At 57.3% G+C, this 20,194-nt stretch carries 15 protein-coding genes; 11 read left to right on the forward strand and 4 right to left on the reverse strand.

The features are described 5' to 3' along the window. Nucleotides 1–6 precede the first annotated feature (6 nt). Nucleotides 7–729, reverse strand: coding sequence for a prepilin-type N-terminal cleavage/methylation domain-containing protein (locus K0V07_RS07215; RefSeq protein WP_220623864.1), 723 nt, complete (start codon nt 727–729; stop codon nt 7–9). Nucleotides 730–740: 11 nt separating this feature from the next. Between K0V07_RS07215 and K0V07_RS07220 the strand changes: the two genes are divergently transcribed. From K0V07_RS07220 to K0V07_RS07235, 4 genes are all read left to right on the forward strand, one after another. Continuing rightward, entirely contained in the window at nt 741–1,841 is a 1,101-nt protein-coding gene (locus K0V07_RS07220; protein ID WP_220623865.1) for a LacI family DNA-binding transcriptional regulator, read from the forward strand. Between the two features lie 68 nt (nt 1,842–1,909). Continuing rightward, the gene (locus K0V07_RS07225; protein WP_220623866.1) at nt 1,910–2,689 is read left to right on the forward strand and encodes a hypothetical protein; all 780 of its coding nucleotides are present in this window, start codon (nt 1,910–1,912) and stop codon (nt 2,687–2,689) included. Between the two features lie 34 nt (nt 2,690–2,723). Further along, a complete protein-coding gene (locus K0V07_RS07230) occupies nt 2,724–3,500 on the forward strand; it encodes a GDSL-type esterase/lipase family protein (protein WP_220623867.1) in 777 nt (258 codons plus the stop codon). 40 nt (nt 3,501–3,540) lie between these two features. Further along, the gene (locus K0V07_RS07235; RefSeq protein ID WP_220623868.1) at nt 3,541–4,545 is read left to right on the forward strand and encodes a glycoside hydrolase family 130 protein; all 1,005 of its coding nucleotides are present in this window, start codon (nt 3,541–3,543) and stop codon (nt 4,543–4,545) included. A 429-nt stretch (nt 4,546–4,974) separates the two neighbouring features. On the opposite strand, the gene K0V07_RS07240 is transcribed toward K0V07_RS07235, so the two are convergent. Next, nucleotides 4,975–6,003, reverse strand: coding sequence for a LacI family DNA-binding transcriptional regulator (locus K0V07_RS07240; RefSeq protein ID WP_220623869.1), 1,029 nt, complete (start codon nt 6,001–6,003; stop codon nt 4,975–4,977). 135 nt (nt 6,004–6,138) lie between these two features. Between K0V07_RS07240 and K0V07_RS07245 the strand changes: the two genes are divergently transcribed. The 5 genes from K0V07_RS07245 (at nt 6,139) to K0V07_RS07265 (ending at nt 13,042) form a co-directional block, all read left to right on the forward strand. Then, nucleotides 6,139–7,254: a Gfo/Idh/MocA family oxidoreductase gene (locus tag K0V07_RS07245; protein WP_220623870.1), complete on the forward strand. Its 1,116-nt coding sequence runs from the start codon at nt 6,139–6,141 to the stop codon at nt 7,252–7,254. Between the two features lie 86 nt (nt 7,255–7,340). Then, entirely contained in the window at nt 7,341–8,189 is an 849-nt protein-coding gene (locus K0V07_RS07250; RefSeq protein WP_220623871.1) for a hypothetical protein, read from the forward strand. Between the two features lie 223 nt (nt 8,190–8,412). After that, a complete protein-coding gene (locus tag K0V07_RS07255; RefSeq protein WP_220623872.1) occupies nt 8,413–10,728 on the forward strand; it encodes a DUF4962 domain-containing protein in 2,316 nt (771 codons plus the stop codon). Beyond that, entirely contained in the window at nt 10,728–11,441 is a 714-nt protein-coding gene (locus K0V07_RS07260; RefSeq protein WP_220623873.1) for a prepilin-type N-terminal cleavage/methylation domain-containing protein, read from the forward strand. Before K0V07_RS07255 ends, K0V07_RS07260 begins: the two co-directional genes overlap by 1 nt. Nucleotides 11,442–11,569: 128 nt before the next feature. Continuing rightward, nucleotides 11,570–13,042: an MFS transporter gene (locus tag K0V07_RS07265; protein ID WP_220623874.1), complete on the forward strand. Its 1,473-nt coding sequence runs from the start codon at nt 11,570–11,572 to the stop codon at nt 13,040–13,042. A gap of 78 nt (nt 13,043–13,120) precedes the next feature. On the opposite strand, the gene K0V07_RS07270 is transcribed toward K0V07_RS07265, so the two are convergent. Both K0V07_RS07270 and K0V07_RS07275 read right to left on the reverse strand, forming a co-directional pair. Continuing rightward, complete coding sequence (locus K0V07_RS07270) at nt 13,121–14,089, reverse strand: hydroxyacid dehydrogenase (RefSeq protein ID WP_220623875.1); 969 nt, start codon at nt 14,087–14,089, stop codon at nt 13,121–13,123. Next, nucleotides 14,086–14,904: a hypothetical protein gene (locus tag K0V07_RS07275; protein WP_220623876.1), complete on the reverse strand. Its 819-nt coding sequence runs from the start codon at nt 14,902–14,904 to the stop codon at nt 14,086–14,088. The genes K0V07_RS07270 and K0V07_RS07275 overlap by 4 nt, the downstream gene beginning before the upstream one ends. An 859-nt stretch (nt 14,905–15,763) precedes the next feature. Here K0V07_RS07275 and K0V07_RS07280 point away from each other — a divergent pair. After that, nucleotides 15,764–16,870, forward strand: coding sequence for an oligogalacturonate lyase family protein (locus K0V07_RS07280; protein ID WP_220623877.1), 1,107 nt, complete (start codon nt 15,764–15,766; stop codon nt 16,868–16,870). A gap of 438 nt (nt 16,871–17,308) precedes the next feature. Continuing rightward, nucleotides 17,309–20,182, forward strand: a complete 2,874-nt coding sequence (locus K0V07_RS07285) for a cellulase family glycosylhydrolase (RefSeq protein ID WP_220623878.1) — start codon at nt 17,309–17,311, stop codon at nt 20,180–20,182. The last annotated feature ends 12 nt before the right edge of the window (nt 20,183–20,194 follow it).

Below are 20,194 nucleotides of genomic sequence, written 5' to 3' on the forward strand. Positions count from 1 at the left end.
ATAACCCTATATGTGCTCCTTTAAGCATTCGACATGGCCATCAAAGAACAGGTAATTTCGCTTCCCCCCATGGACTGGGTGCTGTGCCGCAAGAGAATTTCCTCGGTAGGATGAGACTACATCTGCATCCAAATCAAAAAGCATGACTTGCTGCCCCGGATTATCTAATTCATGCAAAGTGGCGGGGGGAGTGGTAGAGCTTCCACCGGCATAACCGAAAGGGCGGATGGATTCACCATTCATTAATGTAACTCTGTATTGGACCGCATAGACCCGTGCGCTTGGGTTTTCGGCAACAGTCTCCCCCTCTTGATCGGCCCACGCGGGACAAAGAAAGATATCAGCTCGCTGAGGTGTCGAGGTCCCTCCCGGCAGATCCAGATAGGGGGCAATGTAATTCAGCAACACGCCGTCCCTGATATATTCGGGGGCGCGGTACCACGCTTGCTGGGCAGACCATAACGGGCCCGGCAGCTTATTTGTATGCTCTCCGGCGTAGAGCATGGTGGCAGTGTGGATCTGACGCATACTTGAACTGCACGTGGCAATGTTCGCCATTTGGCGAACGTGGCTCAAGCTGACGACCAGTATCGAAGACAGGATCGCAACCACGGCAATCGTCACAAGCAACTCCAGTAAGCTAAATGCATAACGTAGATTTGTGCTTGGAGGGGGCATTGTGCTAGCCTGAACTTTTTGATTCATTGACACTACCCAGACGTCACTCATACTTATGAGCGATGGCTGAGAAATTACGGATAACCCAACGAGACGTTGCCCGCGAAGCCGGGGTGGACCAGTCAAGCGTGTCATTGGCACTCAAAAACCATAGCAGCATCCCTCAAGCGACCAAACAAAAGATTCGGGATGCAGCCCTAAGACTCGGCTACACCCCGGACCCAATGCTGTCCGCACTGGCCAATTATCGAACGCGCCTGCGTCCGGCTACACTGCATGGAACCGTTGCCTGGCTTTACAGCTCTCATAACGGAAAGAATAAATGGTGGACCGATGTGCCGCAGTTCAATGAATACTACAAGGGGGCTAAAAAGGCGGGGAGCGAACTCGGTTTCCATGTCGAACCCTTTCAATTAGATGAGGCCGGCATGACACGTACCCGTCTTGCCGGAATACTGAAAGCGCGGAATATTAGCAGCCTGTTGCTCTGCCCACAGCCAAGACCCAACTCGAGCTTGGATTTTCCATGGCAGGATTTCAGCGTCATTACCTTTGGCTATACCCTCGCGAGCCCGCATTTCAGTCTGGTAACAAGCTCACACTACAAAGCCACAGTGCTTACCATCCGTAAGTTGATTGATCTGGGCTACAAGCGGATCGGCTTCTCGCTCTCTCCGACGCACAATGAAAAAGTCGATAATGCCTTCCTCGCCGCCTATTATACGGAACTTGCGTTACACGGCCTTCAGCATTTTCCCCTGGAATCGGAATGGAGTGACAGCGATGTGTTGACGGACTGGATTCGAAAGAACCGCCTGGAGGCAATTATCACTGGCCGCTACACGGGCATGAAGAAGCTCAGTGAGCTAAATATCAAGATTCCTGAAGAATTGGGTGTTGCCTGTCCGTCGCTAGGCGACAGGAGATTGCCCGTAAGCGGTGCCGTCGAGGACAGTTTTTACATTGGCGAAGTTGCGCTCCGTATGCTCAGTGAGCAAATCAACCGCGGCGAGAAAGGGATCCCTCTGAAGCCGATTAGCATCCTGGTTGATGCGATCTGGCAGGAAGGCGAAACATTGCGCAAAATCAGGGACGACAAAGCCTCCTATCTGCTCGATCCCAAGACGGTTTGGAAAACGATCAACGATGCGAAGAGCGAATAAACGTCGACTCATCAGTATGAGCTGAAGGATGGTTGTCGCTACCTCCAGCAAGGCGCATAGATGGGCGCATGATTAAAAGCTTTGTTTTGCCCATCCTCGTGGGGACCCTGGTTTCTATCCAGTCAGGATATTCCCAAGACGTTTACCAAGAAAATTTCAGCCCGGCGGAAGGGCATGGCCAGTATGCTCCTGATGCCGTTATTCCAGAAGGGAAATCAACAAAATGGGCGCAAGCCATAAACAATCCGAATAACGGAATAACTGCATTCGTCCGCCAAGACGACACGAATCAGATATTCGGCCAGGGCCCCGACAATCTCTATGGTGCGTTTAGCGATACGATTGCAGATGCAACCGTGCCAGTTGAGCGTACCAGTGGAGTACGTATGATGGCCGGTAAGCTGAGTCTTGATTTTTATGATCCGGGGCAGGGGAGTTCGAGCAACTGGGTCTTTCGCCTCTGCGTAGGGGGCGCCAGCAACTCCAGAACGGTCTTTGGCTTTATTCTGCTGAACAAAGGAGATGGAACCGGTTTCTTGTGCCCGGCTGAAGGCCCCCACGTCAACCCCCCTCGAGATCTGCCGATGTTGGGAAGCTATCCGACGAATGCGCGCAACGCGCTCGTCTTGGTTTTCAACAACCGTTCGGATAGCACTGTTCTCAACTACGACGGCGGTACCGTCGCGGCCGGACGCATGGACATATGGCTCAACGGCCAATTAATCGCTGATGATGCTGGGGCGGCCAACTCCCTGCAAGGTTCTCCAATTACAAATCTGAATTTCACCCTGAAATCGGGAGGCCACGGGACTATTTACCTGGATAATATCACATTGACCGAACTCTAGGCTCCGCACGCCAACGAGCTCATGTCTTTGCATTATGTCAAAAACACTCATCATACTGGTACTTCTCGGGTCAATGATTTTGCATTTATCCTCTGCCACCGCACGCGCAGAGGATAATACGACTTCGGGACCGCCGCCTCCGGGCAGCGCCGATGATCCTGCCTGGGGATATTGGTCTAAGCTTTCCAACCCGAATGCATGGCTCAGCGCTCACCAGCGCTTAACAAGAGCAGCGCAGGCCCAGGACGCGGAGATTGTCTTTCTGGGGGATTCCATAACCAAGGGCTGGCTGGAGCAAGGACGATCCCAGTGGGATAGTCACTACAAGGCGATGAACGCGATCGACCTGGGGATCGGTGGTGACAGCACGCGCCAGATTCTTTGGCGCCTCGACCACGGAGCTCTGGGGAATCATGCCCCCAGAATCATTGTGCTCATGATTGGCACAAATAATATCCTGAATTCGAAGGCAGATTCCGTCGAAATCATCGAAGGCATCAAGGCCATCATAACGCGCATCCAGCAACTGGCGCCGGGAGCAACGACGTTATTGCTGTCACCTCCGCCACTGGGGGCAGCCGCCAAGAACGATAGAGTCATCGATTTAACCCAGCACCTGGCAGAGCTTGAACTGCCCAACGTCGTTTTTCTCGATATCACAGGCGCATTTACCGATGACCTTGGCGTGGTCGATTTGGAGCTTTACCGCCCCGATCGCATTCACCCAAACGCCGAAGGTTATGCCCGTCTTGATGAACAGCTTTATCCGAGCCTGACGCGCTTATTGTCGAAGTGCGCTTCGGATAAATGAATGATCACAACACCCGGCCCTCATTGATTGAGTTTCCAATATGAGCTTACTTAAGCGCTATCCGAACAATCCCGTCCTGCACGAGGATAATATTCCATGGGACTGCATGTCCGTTTTTAATGCGGGCATCTGCAAGCAGGGCGACCGCTATTTGATGCTGTTCCGAACGGATTCAGGCCCCAGGGAGCGTCCTGTTGATCAGCGAACGAAGATTGGGGTCGCACAGAGCGACGACGGATTTAATTGGAAGGTGGCTCCAGATCCAATTTTTGACAGTGAGAGCATGCATGAGCTCCTCGTTGGGCAATATACCAATCACTTCCCCAGAGAAGAAATCGTCCGTATCTACGACCCCCGTATTACGATTATTGATGGGGAGATTTATCTTTGTGCCGCCCTCGATACCAAACACGGGATACGTGGCCTCATTGCAAAAACGTCCGACCTGGGTAGATGGGATTTGCTCCACATCACGTTACCGGAAAACCGAAATATGGTTCTCTTCCCGGAAAGGGTGAATGGAAACTTCCTGCGGTTGGATCGCCCTTTCCCCCTTTATTACACCGGGGGTAAAGAATCTTTTGACATCTGGTATAGCTCATCTCCAGACGGCAGGCATTGGGGCGAGCATCGGTTACTCCTCGCCGCAGAACAAGTTCCTTTTTCCAATTGTAAAATCGGTCCCGGTGCGCCTCCCATCCGAACGGAAAAAGGCTGGTTAGCCGCGTTTCATGCGGTGATCAAAAATGAAAACAAGCCCCTGTGTGGCTGGAGCCCGGAACCATGGACGAAGGAATATGTAGCCGGTTTAATGTTATTGGATTTGGAAAAACCGTACAAGGTAATCGGAATGTCTCAAACGCCACTCCTGACGTCGGAGGAATCGTATGAAACCGAAGGGTTTCGAGGGTCTGTCATATTCCCCGGTGGGATGATCGCCGAAGAGGAAGGCTCCGTGAAGATGTATTATGGCGCGGCTGACACTGTTGTCGCGCTGGCAACTGGAACGGTTGACGAGTTGCTCTCAGCCATCACCCCATTCTGAGCCAGCCATTGTAAATCTGTATTTAGATGCGGTTTAATATCATGCATCGCCCCCGGAGCCTACCGGGAACAGCACCAGAACGAAGCCGCCCGTCGGAGCTGAACGGGGTCCTGTCACGCATTCACCCGGGCTATGCCCTTCTTCCGCGCAAGCCTTCACTCCCTCTAAACCCAACTTTTGATCACATCATTAATCCGCTCATGCTAACTATCAACGCGGTACAGTTTGCGTAGGTGGTTCAAGGGGAATGCCTTCCTCGGGAACAGGAAAGACCATCGGCGCGATCTATGGTCCGCCCCGAAGCCGTCCCGTCCAGCGACTAAGCTTGTTGCACCTCCAGACTGTCTGGCGGAGGATGTCGTACTCGAAGTGAGTGCCAACACTCCATGTCGATAAGCCGGGGACTCCAGAAGCTCTACCGGACTGTCGTCACGCGGCTGAACCCGCTTTCTGCGACTTTTGCCGGGTGAGGGGGCGCAGGGTAGAGCCCGGGCACCAGATACCGTCGATGTGCAGGCGGTGGGGGATTTTCGGGATGCCGCGCTCGCCGCGCTGAATCATGGCAATCAGGAAGTCGGCGGCGGCCTCGCCGGTGTGGATCGAGTGCTCATAATAGCCCGACAGCTTGCCGTCCGGTTTATACAGCGGGGTGCAGGCGATTCCGATATCTTCAGGACAGGACAGCCCGCAGCGTTCGGCCACTTCGAGGATTTGGGAATCCGGGGTGACGATCGCATCGACTTTGTAGCGGCGGCACCATTTGAGCAGTTCCTCGGGCCTTTCGCGGATTGGCGACACCAGCGGCGGGACAACCAGGCGTTTGTAGTCCTCCTCGATGGTTTCGACCAGGTAGCCGGCCATGTAGTTGTGGTCGGTGCGCCGGTTGAACTCGCCGTTGTAGGTAAAGCCGATGCGTTTGTAGCCCCGCTTTTTGAGCTCCATCATGGTCACGCGGTTGGCGCGGTACTGCGAGGCGGCGACGACGTGCAACTGCGGCTCGACCAGCGTGTAGCCAAAAGTGACACTGGAGAAATGCTCCCAGGGAAAATCGAGGTGGACATTGGGCGTCGGCTGCGGGCAGAGCAAAATGCCGGGAATGTTGCGCGAGCGGAAGATGGATGCGACCCGGCGGGGCGAAATTTCCTTCGTGTTCAGCTCGAATATCTCTAGCTTGTAGCCGTACTGAGCCAGCCGCGCGTAGGCGCCCTCGTAGTACTCCACAAACATCGGGGTGTCTCGCCAGTCGTAGATCTTCTGGTCTTTGACGAGCCAGACCACGGTGGCCTTATAGTCGGAGGGGTGCTGCCGTTTGCGGTAGGCAGCGAGCGCGGCCAGCATCGGGTCAGGGGTGTAGCCGAGCTTGTTCGCAATGGCCAGGATGCGCTCGCGGGTCCCGTCCGGGATACTCGGATGGTTTCGGAATACCAGCGACACGGTCGAGCGGTGGACGCCGGCCATTTGCGCAATTTGCTTCTGAGTGGGACGCTCCGTGCGGGTCATTCTAAGGTGAGTTTAAATGCGCTCTACTGGGCGAGTAAATCATAAATTGAGGCACAGAGTGGGGGAGCGTAGCTTCACTCCATCGTGAACCCCATGTCCTCCCATTGCCTCCCGTCTGGAACTGCTCAGCACAGCCCGGTCGGGCTTGACGAACTGGAAAAGCGCCTGCCCCTGACAGGGCAGATGTGCGGCCCGCTTCGGGTCGGGATCGTCGGCCTGGGCTGGGTCGCGCGGACCTCGCATCTGCTTGCGCTTGATCTATTGCAGAAAAGAGGGTGGCCGGTCTCGGTGGCTGCTCTGTGCGATATTGATCCCGAGCGCCTCTCGGAAGCTCATGGTAAATTCGCCTCTGCTCACGTGTACCGGGATGCCCGGCAGATGATGGATGAGCAGGCGCTGGACGCCGTCTATATCCTTACACACCCGCCGGCGACCGTTCCTTTGGTGCAATACGCCTTGGAGCGTTCGCTGGCCGTGTTCGTGGAGAAGCCGGTGTCATCCCGGCCGGAGGAGATCGAGGAAGTGGATGCGCTGGCGAACCGTCTGGGCAGACCGGTACAGGTGGGATTTAACCGCCGCTTTCAGCCGCTGGCCGATCGGTTCCGCGCCCAGTTAGCGGGTATCCCGGACGTCTACAGCGTGCGTGCGCGGCTGTGGCGACGCAGCCGCAAGGAAGCCATCTTTTACGAAGACACGTTCGTTCACATGCTGGATTTTATGCACCAGTGCCTGGGTGATCTCCAACTGGATCGGGCCTGCCGTCTGCCTGTGCGGGATGAACGCTCGCAGTTGTCCTCCGCCCTGCAGGCGCGTTTCCGCGCGGGAAAGAACACGGTGGTCGAGCTGGATGGCCGCCCCAGAAGTGGCTTTAGTCTGGAGGCCTATGAAGCCTTTGGGCAGGATCAAGCGGTGCGTCTAGAGTACCCCGGTACGGCCGATACCCAACTGAGCCTCAGCACTTGCCAGGCGGGGCAGCGTGAAGCCTTGCGCCTCGATATCGCCGTGGATGACGCCGCCGGCATGGCGTACGCGCGCGGTTTTGTGCAGCAGGCGGCAGCCTTTTGTCGGCTGGCCGGCGGCGGCGACACACAGCCGCTCTGTGGCCTGAGCGATGCGATCTGGACGGCGCGTATGATGAGCCGGGTCTTCGATCTGGCGAGCAGGCATGACGCCGAGTCGAACCCCATCCTGGGAGCCATCGAATCATGACCTCGCTACTTCCCGGCATTCCCCCCCCATTTCTCAATACACCCTGAAAGATAACGAACCCCCAACTGTATAGATAAGGACCCAACATGAAGAAAGTAGTTACCTTAGCCCTGATTGGAATGCTCGCGATAAATGCCTCGTTGCTGTCGGCAGCGACGATCTTCTCCGACAACTTTAATGAATACACCTCCGGCGCCGTGTTGCCGTCAGGAGACGGCTATGACTGGGACAGCGTCACCGCTGACAACCAGGCCTACGCCTACGTCAACGTGGAGACGGACTCCGCCAATGTGTTCGGAAAGGGCGTCACGAACCAGTACCTCTATCTGGCCAACCTGACCGGCGCCACCACCGCGATCAAGCCGAACGCCTCGAGCCAGACCTTTACCAGCAGCACGACCGGGCAGATATCTTTCGACTTCTACGACCCGGATTACGAGGACTTCACCCAGCGCGGTTTCCTGCTGCGTCTCGGTACCGCCAACTACAACGGCGGCACGATCTTCGCCATCTATTTCCATAATGGCACTCTGTACTATGGGACCGGCAGCTCGGTGAACATGTCGGCCGAATCCTTTGCCTCGTACACTCTCGATATGCTGTACCAGCTCGACATCGTCTTCAATAACAGCACGACGTCGCTGGACTACGGTAACGGCCAAAGCGTGAACTCCGGCACGATGGATATTTGGCTCAACGGTGTCCTGGTGGCCGAGAACGTTGCCTCGACTGGAAACCAGGCGACCGGCGTCAGCGTTAAGAACATCAACTTCACCGTCGGTGGCTCTGCGCTTCAGCTGGACGAACTTTATGTCGATGACATCGCGATCACCAATACGGTCCAGGTCCCGGAACCGGCTGAATCCGCGTTTCTGCTGGCTGGGCTGCTGGCGCTCTCCGCGTCGCTTATCAAGCGCTACCAGCGCCGCAAGTAAGTCCGAACACGCGGCGTGCGGCTTACTGCGCGCCGGGGTCATAGATTATCTTTCAGGCGACGTCCGCAGCTACGCGGGCGCCGCACAGGGTGCCCTTATCTTCTCGAACATAACCAGCGGCCTTCCCCTCGGGGCTGTGCCGGATTGATAAACGCATACAATGTTACCCGTCCCCCATTTTACCCGCCCTCTTTCAACGATCGCCGCGCTGACGTCCTGCGGCATGGCATTGCTGTTGTGCCCGGCCTGCGGTGGCCCGGTGTCACCGTCCTCTGCTGCCAGCTCGCCCGCTCCTTCGGCGGACGCGGCCACGCCCGCAGAGGGCCAGGAAAACGCCGGGTTCGCCGTACGCCCTGAACTGGCAGGTGGGCATCCCCGGCTGTTTGTTGACGAGGTCGGCCTCCAGTCCGCTCAGGAGAGGTTCCGGCAGGACCGGGGTTGGGCGGGTGCTTACTTCCCGGCTGACGGGCCCGAGCTCAGCGCCGTCCCGAAGCCGGTGACGGGGAAGTCCTCGTCCGTGCCCTGCAAAGTTATCGGCAAGCTCGCCGTCGGCTACGCGGTGACAGGACAGGAGCGCTACCTCGAGCGGCTTAAGCTCTGGCTACCCGTGCTCGAAAAAGAGCCTCCTCTTGAGATCAAGGGCATTGGCGCGCGGGACAATAACGATTTGGCCTGCGGCTATATCCTGGCGGGGCTCGCCATCTCCTACGATGTGCTGGAGGGGCGGGTGGATGCCCAGGTTTCGGACGCGCTCCGGGACCTGCTGATCAAGCAGGCCAGCCAGACGTACCATGATTTGCGCGCCATCAAGCACTACCCCTACGAGCAGAACCATTTTTCAATCCCCGTCGGCGGGCTGCTGGTCGCCTCGATGGCCCTGCTAGGCGAGTATCCCGAGGCGACGGAGTGGGCGCAGTGGTCGAGCGAGATGATGGCTCGCTGCCTGCATGCGCTGGCTCCGGACGGATGGTTCTTCGAGGGGATGAACTACTGGGGCTACACTTTGCAGTTCCCCGTGACGGGGGCCCTGGCCCTGCGACACGTCACCGGGGAAGACCTCTTCGAGATTCCCTTTATGGAGAACACGGGCCTGTACTTCGCGCACAGCTATCTGCCGGGCCGCGATTTTGTCTTCGACTTCGGGGACTGGGGGCCGCGTGTCAATCAGGACGGAAAGACGGCCCAGCGCGGCTATGAAAAGCCCTGGCATACGCACCCCACGCGCGTGCCCAAGTTTATCCCTTATGTGCTCGATCATGAGCGTCCCGATCCACGGGTGGAGCAGCTGGTTACGCGTTGGAACAGCGGAGGACGTTCTCTCGACGGCATGGTTGGCGCATTACTACAGATACCTGCAGAGGCTGGCAAGTCGGTGGTGGTTGATGACAAGGCGTATCCACCGTACCACTACTTCGATGACGAGGAGGTTATCCACTGGCGAGGTAGCTGGAATGATCCGCAGACGACGGCCATCGCCTTCAAGTCCGGTCCTCCTGGAGGCCACGCGATGGCGGAGTTACTCAAGCAGTACCCGGACTGGAAGCCCTCACTCGGGCACGCGCATCCCGATGCCGGTTCGTTCATCCTGTTCTCGAAGGGCGCTTTCCTGGCCAACGATACGGGCTACGCCGTCAAAGAAACAGCCTGGCATAACTCGATCCTCGTGGATGGCGTCGGACAGGAGCAAGGGGGCACGGCCTTTACGTGCTTCAAATATCTGCCCTATGACAAGCTGAACAAGATCCGGATGGACCATGTGCTGCTCGGGCCTCAGGTGGCCGCGGGGCAGGCGGATTTCAAGGCCGCCTACAGCGACAGCTTCGGGCTGGAGCAGATGCAGCGCGACCTGATGCTCGTCGGCGGACACTACCTGGTCGTGCGTGACCTCATGGCGGCGGCGGAGCCGCACCAGTACGAGTGGCTCCTGCATGGTGACCGCGAGGCGCAGCCGCTGGGTGAGGGCCGTTATACGATGACCAACGGTGACGGGCGGCTGGTTATCCAAAACCTGGGTCCGATCGTCGATGCCCAGATCGCGCCGACCATCGTCGAGACGGAGCTTTATGAACTTAAGACGCGTTCGCGCCCGCAGCAGCGTGGTTACCACCTGGCGATGACGTCTGAGACCTCCGAGCAGGCGGGCTTCCTGACCGCGATGCTCATCCAGGCGACTACCGATGATCCCGCCGCTTTTGAGGTCGAACAGGTGACGGAGAACAAGCTCGTTATGAGCGATGGAAGCAGCCGCTGCATCGTCTGGCTGGGGGGTAGCGAAGAGCTGGAAGGCGCCTACGCCTATGTGCTCTACGATGCCGAGGGGCAGGCGGTTTCCGCCGGGCTTCAGGGGGAGTGGGTCGAGAGCGCGGAGCTGTCGCTGGAGCTGGATACCGCCGGCTCGTTGACACTTGAGCGCGACTCGGAGTCTGGCACGTGGAGCACTTCTTCCTGTTCCGAGCATACAAAACCCGTCATGTTTTCCCTGAATGGCAAGCCGAGGCAGGTGCCGCCTGTGGCTGCTGTTCCCAACCCCGCTCCGTGATGAAACTGGAATCTACCCCTCCTGCGTTCACCAGCACTTCTCAAGCCCGGGGCGCGACGCCCTCCGGCCGCCCCTGTTCGTCCACGGCCTGGCGACGGACGATGGGCTTTAGCTTAATCGAGCTACTGGCCTGTATTGCGACCATCGCCATCCTCGCCGCGATTCTCGTGCCGGTCCTTGCGCAGATGCGCAACCGCGCCGATACGACCGGCTGCGCGGCCAACCTGCGGCAGATCGGGATGGGGGCCGCCATGTACGCCAACGACCATCAGGGCACGCTGCCGGGGCCGTTGCGCATTTTGCAGAAGGCCACTTACAACGCTTCCGACGCCGGGCACCTCGGGCACTACCTCTATCTCTACTGGGCGCTGCCCACTCCTCGTGGCGGGAGGCAATGGGCTCCGGCCCTCTACTGCCCAGGGTACCGACGTCTGGATTCTGACCCGGACAATGTTGATGTGACTCCGTACCGTCTGGCCACGACCGGCACACTGCCGAACAACCGCAACGGAACGCCCTTCGGCTACACCGGGAATGCCGGCACGGCTACGACCTATCCCTACCGGCTCAGCGCCATGAACTGGGAAGAGCACTCCAAGATCCCGGCGGTCATGGATTACGATCACACGGTAGATGGTGTCAAGACGCTCTCCCACGGGACTTTCCGAAACGTGCTGTACTTCGACTGGCACGTCGAACAGGTCGAGCCCTGAGCGCGAAGCGTTCGCCGTCGCACGACTACACCCCTTCACGGGGATCATCGACTTTTCGTCAGATGGGGCGAGAGGGGCAACCCTACTGGCCACAATCCTATTTGCTTCAAACGAAACCTAGCATACCCATGAGTTCATCCCCGTCGCCCGACGACACAACCGAAATCTACGCGCCCAAGAAATGGAAGGCAGGGACGCTGACCTATACGACGGGCGGCATTGTTGTCCTGTTTTGCTGGCTGCTTCTGGGCGATTTTTCGTGGTCCATGCGGGACCGCTCCGTGGCCCCGATGTCGCAATGGTACCTGAACCATCTGATGGTTCCGAGTTTGGTCTTCGCGCTGCTGGTAAGCTCCCTGCCGGGGATCATCCAGCTGGTGGTAAGTCCGCTCATCAGCACGATGTCGGATCGTCATCGCGGCAGGCTTGGGCGGCGCATCCCGTTTCTGCTGATCGTTACGCCTGTCGCAGCCTTGGGGATGGTCGGGCTGGGGTGCACGCCTTTTATCGCTAGGTGGGTGCATCGCCTCTGCAATTCCGAGGCGACGGGGGCCTGGCTCCACCGGACGCTCGACGGCTTCCCTTTCGGCGCATGGCTGTTGTCGATGCTTGCCAACGAGGTCGTGGTGTCCGTCGCCTGCTTCGCGGTGTTCTGGACGGCCTTCGAGGTCGCCGCCATCGCGAGCAAGCCTATCTTCGACGGCCTGATCAACGATGTCGTTCCTCGGCCGTTGCTGGGGCGTTTTTACGGCCTGTTCCGAGCCATCAGCCTGATCGACGGCATGGTTTTCAATTTCTGGATCATCGGCTACGTGCCGACGCATTTCACGGTCATCATCATTGCGGTCGGTCTGTTTTATGGAATCGCGTTCATGTGCGTCTGCTTCCGGGTCAAGGAGGGGCAGTATCCGCCGCCGGAGAAAATCGTGAGCAGGACCGGTACCCTGGGCTTTGTCAGTGAGGTGCGGCACTACTGCCGGGAGTGCTTTTCCCACCCGTACTACCTCGCCGTTTTTTTGCTCATTACCACCTCGGTCATCTGCTTCAACCCGATGAACGTCTTTGCCATCCCCTATGCGAACCATGTGGGCGTGAGCATGGATACATACGGTAAAGCGGTCTCTCTCACCTTTCTTATCTCCCTGCTCATGGCCTATCCGCTGGGGTGGCTGGCGGACCGCTTTCACCCCATGCGACTGGTGATCGTGGTATTGAGCGGCTATGCGCTCGTGACGATCTGGGGCAGTCTGTTCGCGGTTAGTGCCCATACTTATCTGATCGGCTGGGTGCTGCATGGCGTTTTCTCCGGTGCCTATTATACGAGTGCGGCTTCGTTGGCCTTGAGACTGTTCCCTCATGAGAAGTTCGCACAGTACGCCTCGGCAGCAGCGATTTTCGTGGCCGTGGGTAACATGGCCATGGCTCCTGTGGTGGGCATGGTGATCGACGCCACAGGCCATAATTATCGCTATGCCTTTATCGTCGGTTTTTCCCTGACGCTCGTAGCGCTCGTGAATGCCATCATTGTGTACGCGGCGTTCAAGCGCTACGGCGGGCCGAACAACTACGCGGCCCCCGACTTCGAAGCGTCGAAAAAGTAAACGATTGGAACGGGGATCTGCACCGACCGCAGGAGTTGTGAATGTCAGCGGCTTCCGGTGATGCGGGATCGGCCGCGCTCAGGTCATGCGGTCATACTCCGCCAGGTCGATCAGGCCGGCCGGCGTTTCTCCGCGCAGGAAGCGTTCGATATTGGCGAGGGCAAAGCGGCCCATCGGCTCGAACTGGTCTACGGTCGGCCCGGCAATATGCGGGGAAAGGAGCGCGCCGGGTGTCTGGTAAAGTGGGTTTCCCGCCTCGAGCGGGTCCTGATGGCAGACATCCAGGGCCACGCGGAGGCGTCCGTTGGAAGCTTCGCGCCGGAGGGCGGCTTCGTCCACCAGTGCGCCCCGGGCAATGTTAACGAAGACGGCACCGTCCGGCAAGAGAGCCAGGTCCTTGGCGTCCATACTGCCCCTGGTCGTCTCCGTCAGGGCTTCGCATTCGAAGAGCACATCGCTGCCCGCGCAGAGTTCGTGCAGCGAGTGACAGGGCGTTACGCCATGTGCAGCTATATACGCGTCGGGCACGCCCGCGGAGAATGCCCGGATGCTCACGCCGAAGGGCTTGAGCAGCTCCGCCAGTATCCGGGCCACACGCCCGAAACCGTGAATGCCCACCTGCCGGTTGTGCAGAGAGAGGGTGTTGAGGTCCTGCCAGCGGCGTTCATCGGGCTGACTTTCAATGTAGGCGGCCCAGCGCGGCAGGCTGCGGAGCGCGGCCAGCGCGAGCAGGAGCGCATGCTCGGCGACGGCGCTGGCGCACTGCGCCCCCCAGTTGGTAACCCATCCCCCGCGCTCGATGAAACTGCGGGGCACCACCCTGCGGATGGAGCCGGCGACGTGGCAAACATAGTGCAGGGGACAGTCAGCCTCGCTCAGCCAGCTTTCGGGCAGTGGAGGTGTGCTCCAGAAGGCAAGAATCACACAGGGGCGCAGATGTCGTAGCCCGGCCTCCCATGCGTCCAACTCCAGGCGCTCTGTCGGAACTTCCGACACTGTGGTGGGTACCCCTTGCGGGAAGAAGTACCCCTGACAGCGTTCATTCATCGCATACACGATGGGCAACCGCCGGGAAGCATTTGCCGGGAAGGTCCGTGAGGCAGGGGAGGTTTGGGTGGAATCGACAGGCATAACTTGATGATGCCTGTGTATCCGGGCAGAACGGCTTTTGCGACGCAGGCATGACTCGCCCAGTAGAGCCAGGTGGGTAAAAAAGAAGATCGTGCGGTCTTCGTGTGAAATGGCCTATGCAGGAGGGAAAAAGTGAGGGCGAAATAGGGGACAAGGCTACCCGGCTCAGCCCACCATGATCCGCCTTTGTTCTGTTTCCCACGGTAAGTTTCCAGCCAATGCATTAATTTCTGAGTCTGCTTCGCTGAAAAAGTCTCTGCGGTACCTCGACGGTTTTTGATCTTAAATTTCGGAACGGAAATGACTGGGTCTTCTGCGACATACTTACGGGAGAGGCAGAATTTGAAAAAAGTGCTGAGATAGCCTCTGCGATTATTCCAGGTCTTTAGAGAGTGAGCACGCCTGGTTCCCTTTTGTTTGCCCTCCAGATACTCTTTCAGCTCTTCGGGTTGGATTTCGCGAATGATTTGTCCCTCAAACACGATTTTGAAGGTCGCGAGTTCATCGAAAATCGAGCCAAACTGCCGAGAAGAGAGGATGCCTCTATCCACTTCCCGTTCTTTTTCCTCACGATAGTCTAGGATGGCGTCCTCCACCGATTTTGCCTCAGCAGCCTCCTGATAATGTTCGAGCAGGTAGTTGACTGCGAAAATCAGAGATTTTTCTGTGCCCGATTTTTGGAGGAGGCTGATCGCTGCTACCGCGTCCTTGTTCTGGTCGTAAGTCAGCATTGTAAGGATCGTCTTCCCTGCAGAGGTTTCGTTTGAGTGCCGTACATTCGGTTTCTGCCTTTCGGCGGTCAGACTCGTTGCGACCTCTGAGGTTTCGACGGACGCGTTGGCTGTTTTGGGGGAGAGGATCGGCGACGGACTGCTTCAGCACTCGAATTGAGGGCTGCGAGAGCTTGGGGCGAACTGTGGGCCATTGGTTTTGGTGGCAACAGCTTGGATGATTGGCCGATCCAGTGGTTACAGATTTCGACGAAAAAACCCGCAGTGATTGCTGCGGGCTTTAAAAAGTGGCGGGATGGACGGGACTCGAACCCGCTGGTGGACTTCACCTGTTTTCACTCGGTTGCACTTCCTGTTACTCCGCAGCAATTTGAAGAAATGTCCGATGGCAGGGAAATGCAGATAAATGCACCAAAGTGCTGCGTTTTTGGCAAATAATTGACAAATCCTTCTCGGCCTATCGCTCAGGGAAAGCCGTTAGGTATTGTTGTCTAATTCAGGAGTCCCACCTTATTTGCTAGGGCATGGGCGATTTGGGGTCGGGTTTTTGTGTCGTTGGCTGTAGATGTCCTCGCGCAGAGAGGCCGTCGGCCGAACAGAACCGTAGAGCTGGTGTGCCGTTATATGTAAAACTGGAAGTGTCTTTTTAAATCACCGTTCAGCAGCCATCTTAATCATGCATACGCAATCGATGATGAGACTGAATGTTGATGCTAAAAAGAAAGGCCATGTTTCTCCGGCACGGGGGAATACGTTCGTTCGTACAGGAAGCGAGATGGAGCCTGCTTTTGCATTGGTCCGATTTGCGTGCTGCTGAGCTCAATGTTTCACCCTGAAGAGTTTTTCAATATCGCTTTATATGCACATCGAATGGACAACAGAACCAGATCGCCTCACGGGTATACCGGTAACAAAGCTGACTAACTACCGGGGGCACAGTCATCACCTCTACTTTACCAATCCCGGGTGGTATGATAACGGTCGTCGCTTGCTGTTTGCCTCCGAGCGTTGCAACCGTAACAACCTCTACGGTATCGATCTGGAGACAGGAGGAATCGAGCAAATTACCGATCTGGACGAAGCCAACCGCAGCTTCCTTCCCACTTGTGTGAACCCTGTGCGCGATGAGGCCTATTACCGTGATGGGAACGGATTCTACGCTGTCGATCTGCATACTCGATCGACTCGCCATTTGCTTGATATAGGACCGGATTGGAACCTTCAAATGAGCAATTGCGATGCCGCCGGAGAATTTGTTTATGTCGCAATCTTTCAGGACCCCGAGCAACTGATTCCCCGCCTGGGGGCGGCGGCGGCACCTTTGATCTGGGAGTCGCGCCCGACCAGCCGTATTATACGCGTATCCACAATTGATGGTAGGATAGAGCTCGTCCATGAGGAGCAGCGCTGGATGGGACACGTCAACACATCCCCCGTCCGGCCCGAGTTGATATCCTTCTGCTACGAGGGGCCTTGGCAAAAGGTTGGGCAGCGCATTTGGGTGATGGACGTTAACACCCGAGATATCCGCCCCGTACGGCCCGTCTCAGGGCGTGAAGTTGTCGGGCATGAGTATTGGTACGCCGACGGCGTTCGCATGGGCTATCATGGCTGTAGCGATTCAGACGAGCCTTTGCTCGGGCATATCTGCTATGACAATACAGGTAAGTCCGACATGATCTTTACCACCGGGGGTAATACAGGGCACATCTTTTCCCTGGATGAGGAACTCATCGTTGGCGATGGCGACGGTGTCATCAAATGCTGGCGCAAGGAAGGCGACACTTACTCGGAGGCACGGGTGTTCTGCCGCCATGATTCCGGGATGAGGATTCAGAAGACGCATCCGCACCCGCGTATTTCCCCGGACCGTACTCACATCATTTTCACCTCTGACCATGGGGGTTACGGTAATCTATACCGTGTCCCTCTGGTGCCTTTTGAAGAGCTGAAGCCGCTTAAGTGATCGCAAACAAACCATCTCTGAGACAACATACCCATATACCCGATGACATTCATAAATAAACGCATACTGGCAATACTCCTCCTGATACTGGGCCTCGCTGGTACATGCCAAGCTGTCCCAGTAAAGACATGGAGCTATCCCGATTTTAATGAACTGGGCCAAAACGGGATCCAGCTCTATCTCGCGTCGGGCCAGACCTGGACACCATCTGTCTCGGCGGAGGACGTTACCCCGGACGGCTACCCTTCGCTTTCGGTACATATCGACGGCACCCCTGAGGAATCGTCTATATGGGGTAAGCAGATCAATTATCAATGGGCACAGTCGGCCCAGCCAGGTCAAAAATTCAGCATCAGTTTCTATGTGAAGGGGAGTGCTGAGATGGATATCCCCTGTTACGCTGCCTTGGCCAGGTCACCCTACTCCCGCCTGGGAAGGATGTGTAGCTGGACGGTGGAGGTCTCGCCCCAGTGGCGCAAGGTCGTTCGTGAGTTCACGGTAGAGATAGACGCTCCGTCCCCCCTGGCGATGCTGCGTCTGGCCCTCGGAAACATTCCTGCCGGAGAGACGCTTTGGTTAGGCCCGGTGACATTGGAGCGTGTGGACCTATTCTCGTCTCTGCTGGGCGACGATTGGCTCTATGCGCCAGAGGCAGCAGGCGAGGCCTTGCCTCTGGACAGCATTCCGGCTCAGGCCACACCGGTGACTCAGGGCGAAGACGGCATTGATCTTGGCGCTTTGGCCGGGGAGTTCGGAGAAGGCCTTACGGCGGTGCTCTACCAGGAGTTCGTGGCACCAGCTGACGGCGTAATGACGGTGGGTATGGGTGCTGACTGGTACTTTGAGGCTTTTTGTAACGGCCAGAGCGTCTACAGTACGATGGAGCGCGGCAACCTCGCCAGCGACATTGCGCCCACGAACCATGTCTTCAATGTTCCGGTGCAAGCTGGGATAAATCTTTTGGCAGTAAGGGTGAGCTCGGGGTCTGAGGGCTGGAGCTTCGTCTCCGGCACGGTGCCGGTCGTCTTTGGTGACGTCGCTCTTGAACGGCTCTTTAGGCCCGTCGCGGGTAAGGACTATCGACCGGTGGACGACACGCGCTTTCTGGAGGTCCAGCCCGGTACCGCGCTGGACTTGTCCGGTCTGGATGGTCTACCGCGTCCAGCCGGCTCTTTGGGGCGTGTGATTATCGGAGCCACGGGTAAGCCCGTTTTTGAGCAACGCCCAGATATGCCTGTACGTTTCTATGCCTTTAGCATGCCACTCAACGGCAAGGGAATGTGGCGCCAGTACTATCATGAATGGGACAAGGCTACCATCGACCGCTATGCGGACGCAGTCGAACGCCGCGGGTACAACCTGGTTCGCCTGCACCTGCCGGAGACATTTCTCACTGGCTGGCAGACTATGCTCGACTCCCGCAATCGCCCGCTCGATGAGGTCATGATTCCGCAAAACGTGGCCGAGTTGGAGCAGAATCTTGATGCCGGGAACTATGATCGGATGGACTACCTCATCGCCGCCTTTAAGGCGCGCGGTATCTACGTGACGATCGACCTGGCCGCACGTAACATGATTACCCGCTCGGCTGACAACCCGCATGAGAAAAGCTTCAAGACCCGCCTCTTCACCGATCCTGCATATCGCAACCATTGGAAAGTGTTCGTCGACTACTTCATGGGCAGGGTCAATCCCTACACCGGGACCGCCTATAAGGATGAGACGTCCATTGCCTTCGTGAGCTTCATCAATGAGCAGGACTTCCGTATCGCCACCGGCATGGAGTTCCTGACTCCATCCTTCCGCGAGTACCTGCGCACTAAATACGGCAGCGACGCGGCCCTGGCTACGGCCTGGGGGCAGGACATCACCTTTGACACGGTCCCCGACATCACAGAGTCCGATATGCGTACGGGTGATCAACGGGCCGAGGATACGGGTGAGTTTCTCATCGCTACCATGGCGGAAATGACAACCTGGTTTTATAATCATCTGCGCGCCACTGGTTATCGGGGGCTGGTGACACACTGGGATATGATTATGCGCATGCTGGAAATCCCTGGCAGAGCGATGATGCCTGCTATCGCACAGCACACCTACTTCGCTCATCCCGGTTCGCTGCCTCCCGGACAGGTCATCCCCAAGAGTGTGCGTCCGAACTCCTTTGCGGGGAACTATCCCAACGACACGGTGATAGAGCAAACCAGCTCACTTGACTCCAGCTACGTTCGCGCGGCTGCTGCGGCTCGTTTTTTCGACCGTCCCTATTTCAATACTGAGTATTCGCACAGCGGCCCGAACCGCTACCGCAATGAGCGTGGGCTGTATTTCTCCAGCTATGCCGCCTTACAGGACTGGGATGCCATTACCGTGCACAACACCACGGTCCAGCTGCACCCGGACCCCTTCCTGACCTTTGATAGCGGCATGGATCCTATCTCGCGTATCAACGAGTTTTTGGCCGCAGTTATCTTCCTGCGTGGCGATGTGAGTACGGCTCCAAGCTCAGTTGGCCTGCAACTGGAAGACTACGAAATGTTCCCCGACCATTATCTCGCCGCCATCGGGGACGAATACGCCAAGCTCGCGCTGGTGACGCGCATCGGTGTGCTTTACTCCGAAGTCGCGCCGCTCGAGCCGGTCGGTTCGTTTACCCCCACGATGTCTTTCCTGATTCAGGACTTTACCGATCTGAACGTTTCGCAATGGTATGTAAAAGCTGACACCGACGATAGCGGTCGAAGCGAGCCCCTGTTCCAGGCCTTGCGCCAGAATGGTATCCTCGATCCCGCCAATCAGACCGACCCCTCCAGTAGCTTTTACGAGAGTGAAACGGGTGAGCTGAGACTGGACGGAGCCGCTGAGACTATGCAAGTCATCACGCCACGATTGGAAGGTGCCCTTGTTAAGGATGATACTCCCGTCACGCTGGATCGACTCACCATCCAACGTGCAACCCGCCCAGCCGCCATCGCGGTAGTAGCTATCGACGGCCAGAAGGATCTTGGGCAGGCCAACCGGCTATTGCTCATCCTCAGTACCAATGCCTTCAATACCGGCGATATCTTCGAGACTGACGAGCTGCATATCTGCTACGAAGTGGGCAATACTCCGGCTCTGATTGAAACCATGCATGCGACCCTTTCTTTGGACGACGAGCGCGATGATTTGCCTGAGGTGTATGCCCTTAATTTCGATGGAACCAGAGCTGAGCCTATCGCTGTCACGAGAGTAGAAGGGGAGCTGAAGCTCGACCTGGATACCTCTCAGTTGACGTACGGAGCCGGGTTTTTCGAGATCGTCTATCCCTGACCTGTGTTATTG

Source organism: Ruficoccus sp. ZRK36 (assembly GCF_019603315.1).
Classification (GTDB): Bacteria; Verrucomicrobiota; Verrucomicrobiia; order Opitutales; family Cerasicoccaceae; genus Ruficoccus.

What these genes read in the sequence shown, in the direction of transcription:
- K0V07_RS07215 (WP_220623864.1), bottom strand. Translation starts at nt 729, where the DNA reads ATGAGTGACGTCTGGGTAGTGTCAATGAATCAAAAAGTTCAGGCTAGC.
- K0V07_RS07220 (WP_220623865.1), top strand. Translation starts at nt 741, where the DNA reads ATGGCTGAGAAATTACGGATAACCCAACGAGACGTTGCCCGCGAAGCC.
- K0V07_RS07225 (WP_220623866.1), top strand. Translation starts at nt 1,910, where the DNA reads ATGATTAAAAGCTTTGTTTTGCCCATCCTCGTGGGGACCCTGGTTTCT.
- K0V07_RS07230 (WP_220623867.1), top strand. Translation starts at nt 2,724, where the DNA reads ATGTCAAAAACACTCATCATACTGGTACTTCTCGGGTCAATGATTTTG.
- K0V07_RS07235 (WP_220623868.1), top strand. Translation starts at nt 3,541, where the DNA reads ATGAGCTTACTTAAGCGCTATCCGAACAATCCCGTCCTGCACGAGGAT.
- K0V07_RS07240 (WP_220623869.1), bottom strand. Translation starts at nt 6,003, where the DNA reads ATGGCCGGCGTCCACCGCTCGACCGTGTCGCTGGTATTCCGAAACCAT.
- K0V07_RS07245 (WP_220623870.1), top strand. Translation starts at nt 6,139, where the DNA reads ATGTCCTCCCATTGCCTCCCGTCTGGAACTGCTCAGCACAGCCCGGTC.
- K0V07_RS07250 (WP_220623871.1), top strand. Translation starts at nt 7,341, where the DNA reads ATGAAGAAAGTAGTTACCTTAGCCCTGATTGGAATGCTCGCGATAAAT.
- K0V07_RS07255 (WP_220623872.1), top strand. Translation starts at nt 8,413, where the DNA reads ATGGCATTGCTGTTGTGCCCGGCCTGCGGTGGCCCGGTGTCACCGTCC.
- K0V07_RS07260 (WP_220623873.1), top strand. Translation starts at nt 10,728, where the DNA reads ATGAAACTGGAATCTACCCCTCCTGCGTTCACCAGCACTTCTCAAGCC.
- K0V07_RS07265 (WP_220623874.1), top strand. Translation starts at nt 11,570, where the DNA reads ATGAGTTCATCCCCGTCGCCCGACGACACAACCGAAATCTACGCGCCC.
- K0V07_RS07270 (WP_220623875.1), bottom strand. Translation starts at nt 14,089, where the DNA reads ATGAATGAACGCTGTCAGGGGTACTTCTTCCCGCAAGGGGTACCCACC.
- K0V07_RS07275 (WP_220623876.1), bottom strand. Translation starts at nt 14,904, where the DNA reads ATGCTGACTTACGACCAGAACAAGGACGCGGTAGCAGCGATCAGCCTC.
- K0V07_RS07280 (WP_220623877.1), top strand. Translation starts at nt 15,764, where the DNA reads ATGCACATCGAATGGACAACAGAACCAGATCGCCTCACGGGTATACCG.
- K0V07_RS07285 (WP_220623878.1), top strand. Translation starts at nt 17,309, where the DNA reads ATGTGTAGCTGGACGGTGGAGGTCTCGCCCCAGTGGCGCAAGGTCGTT.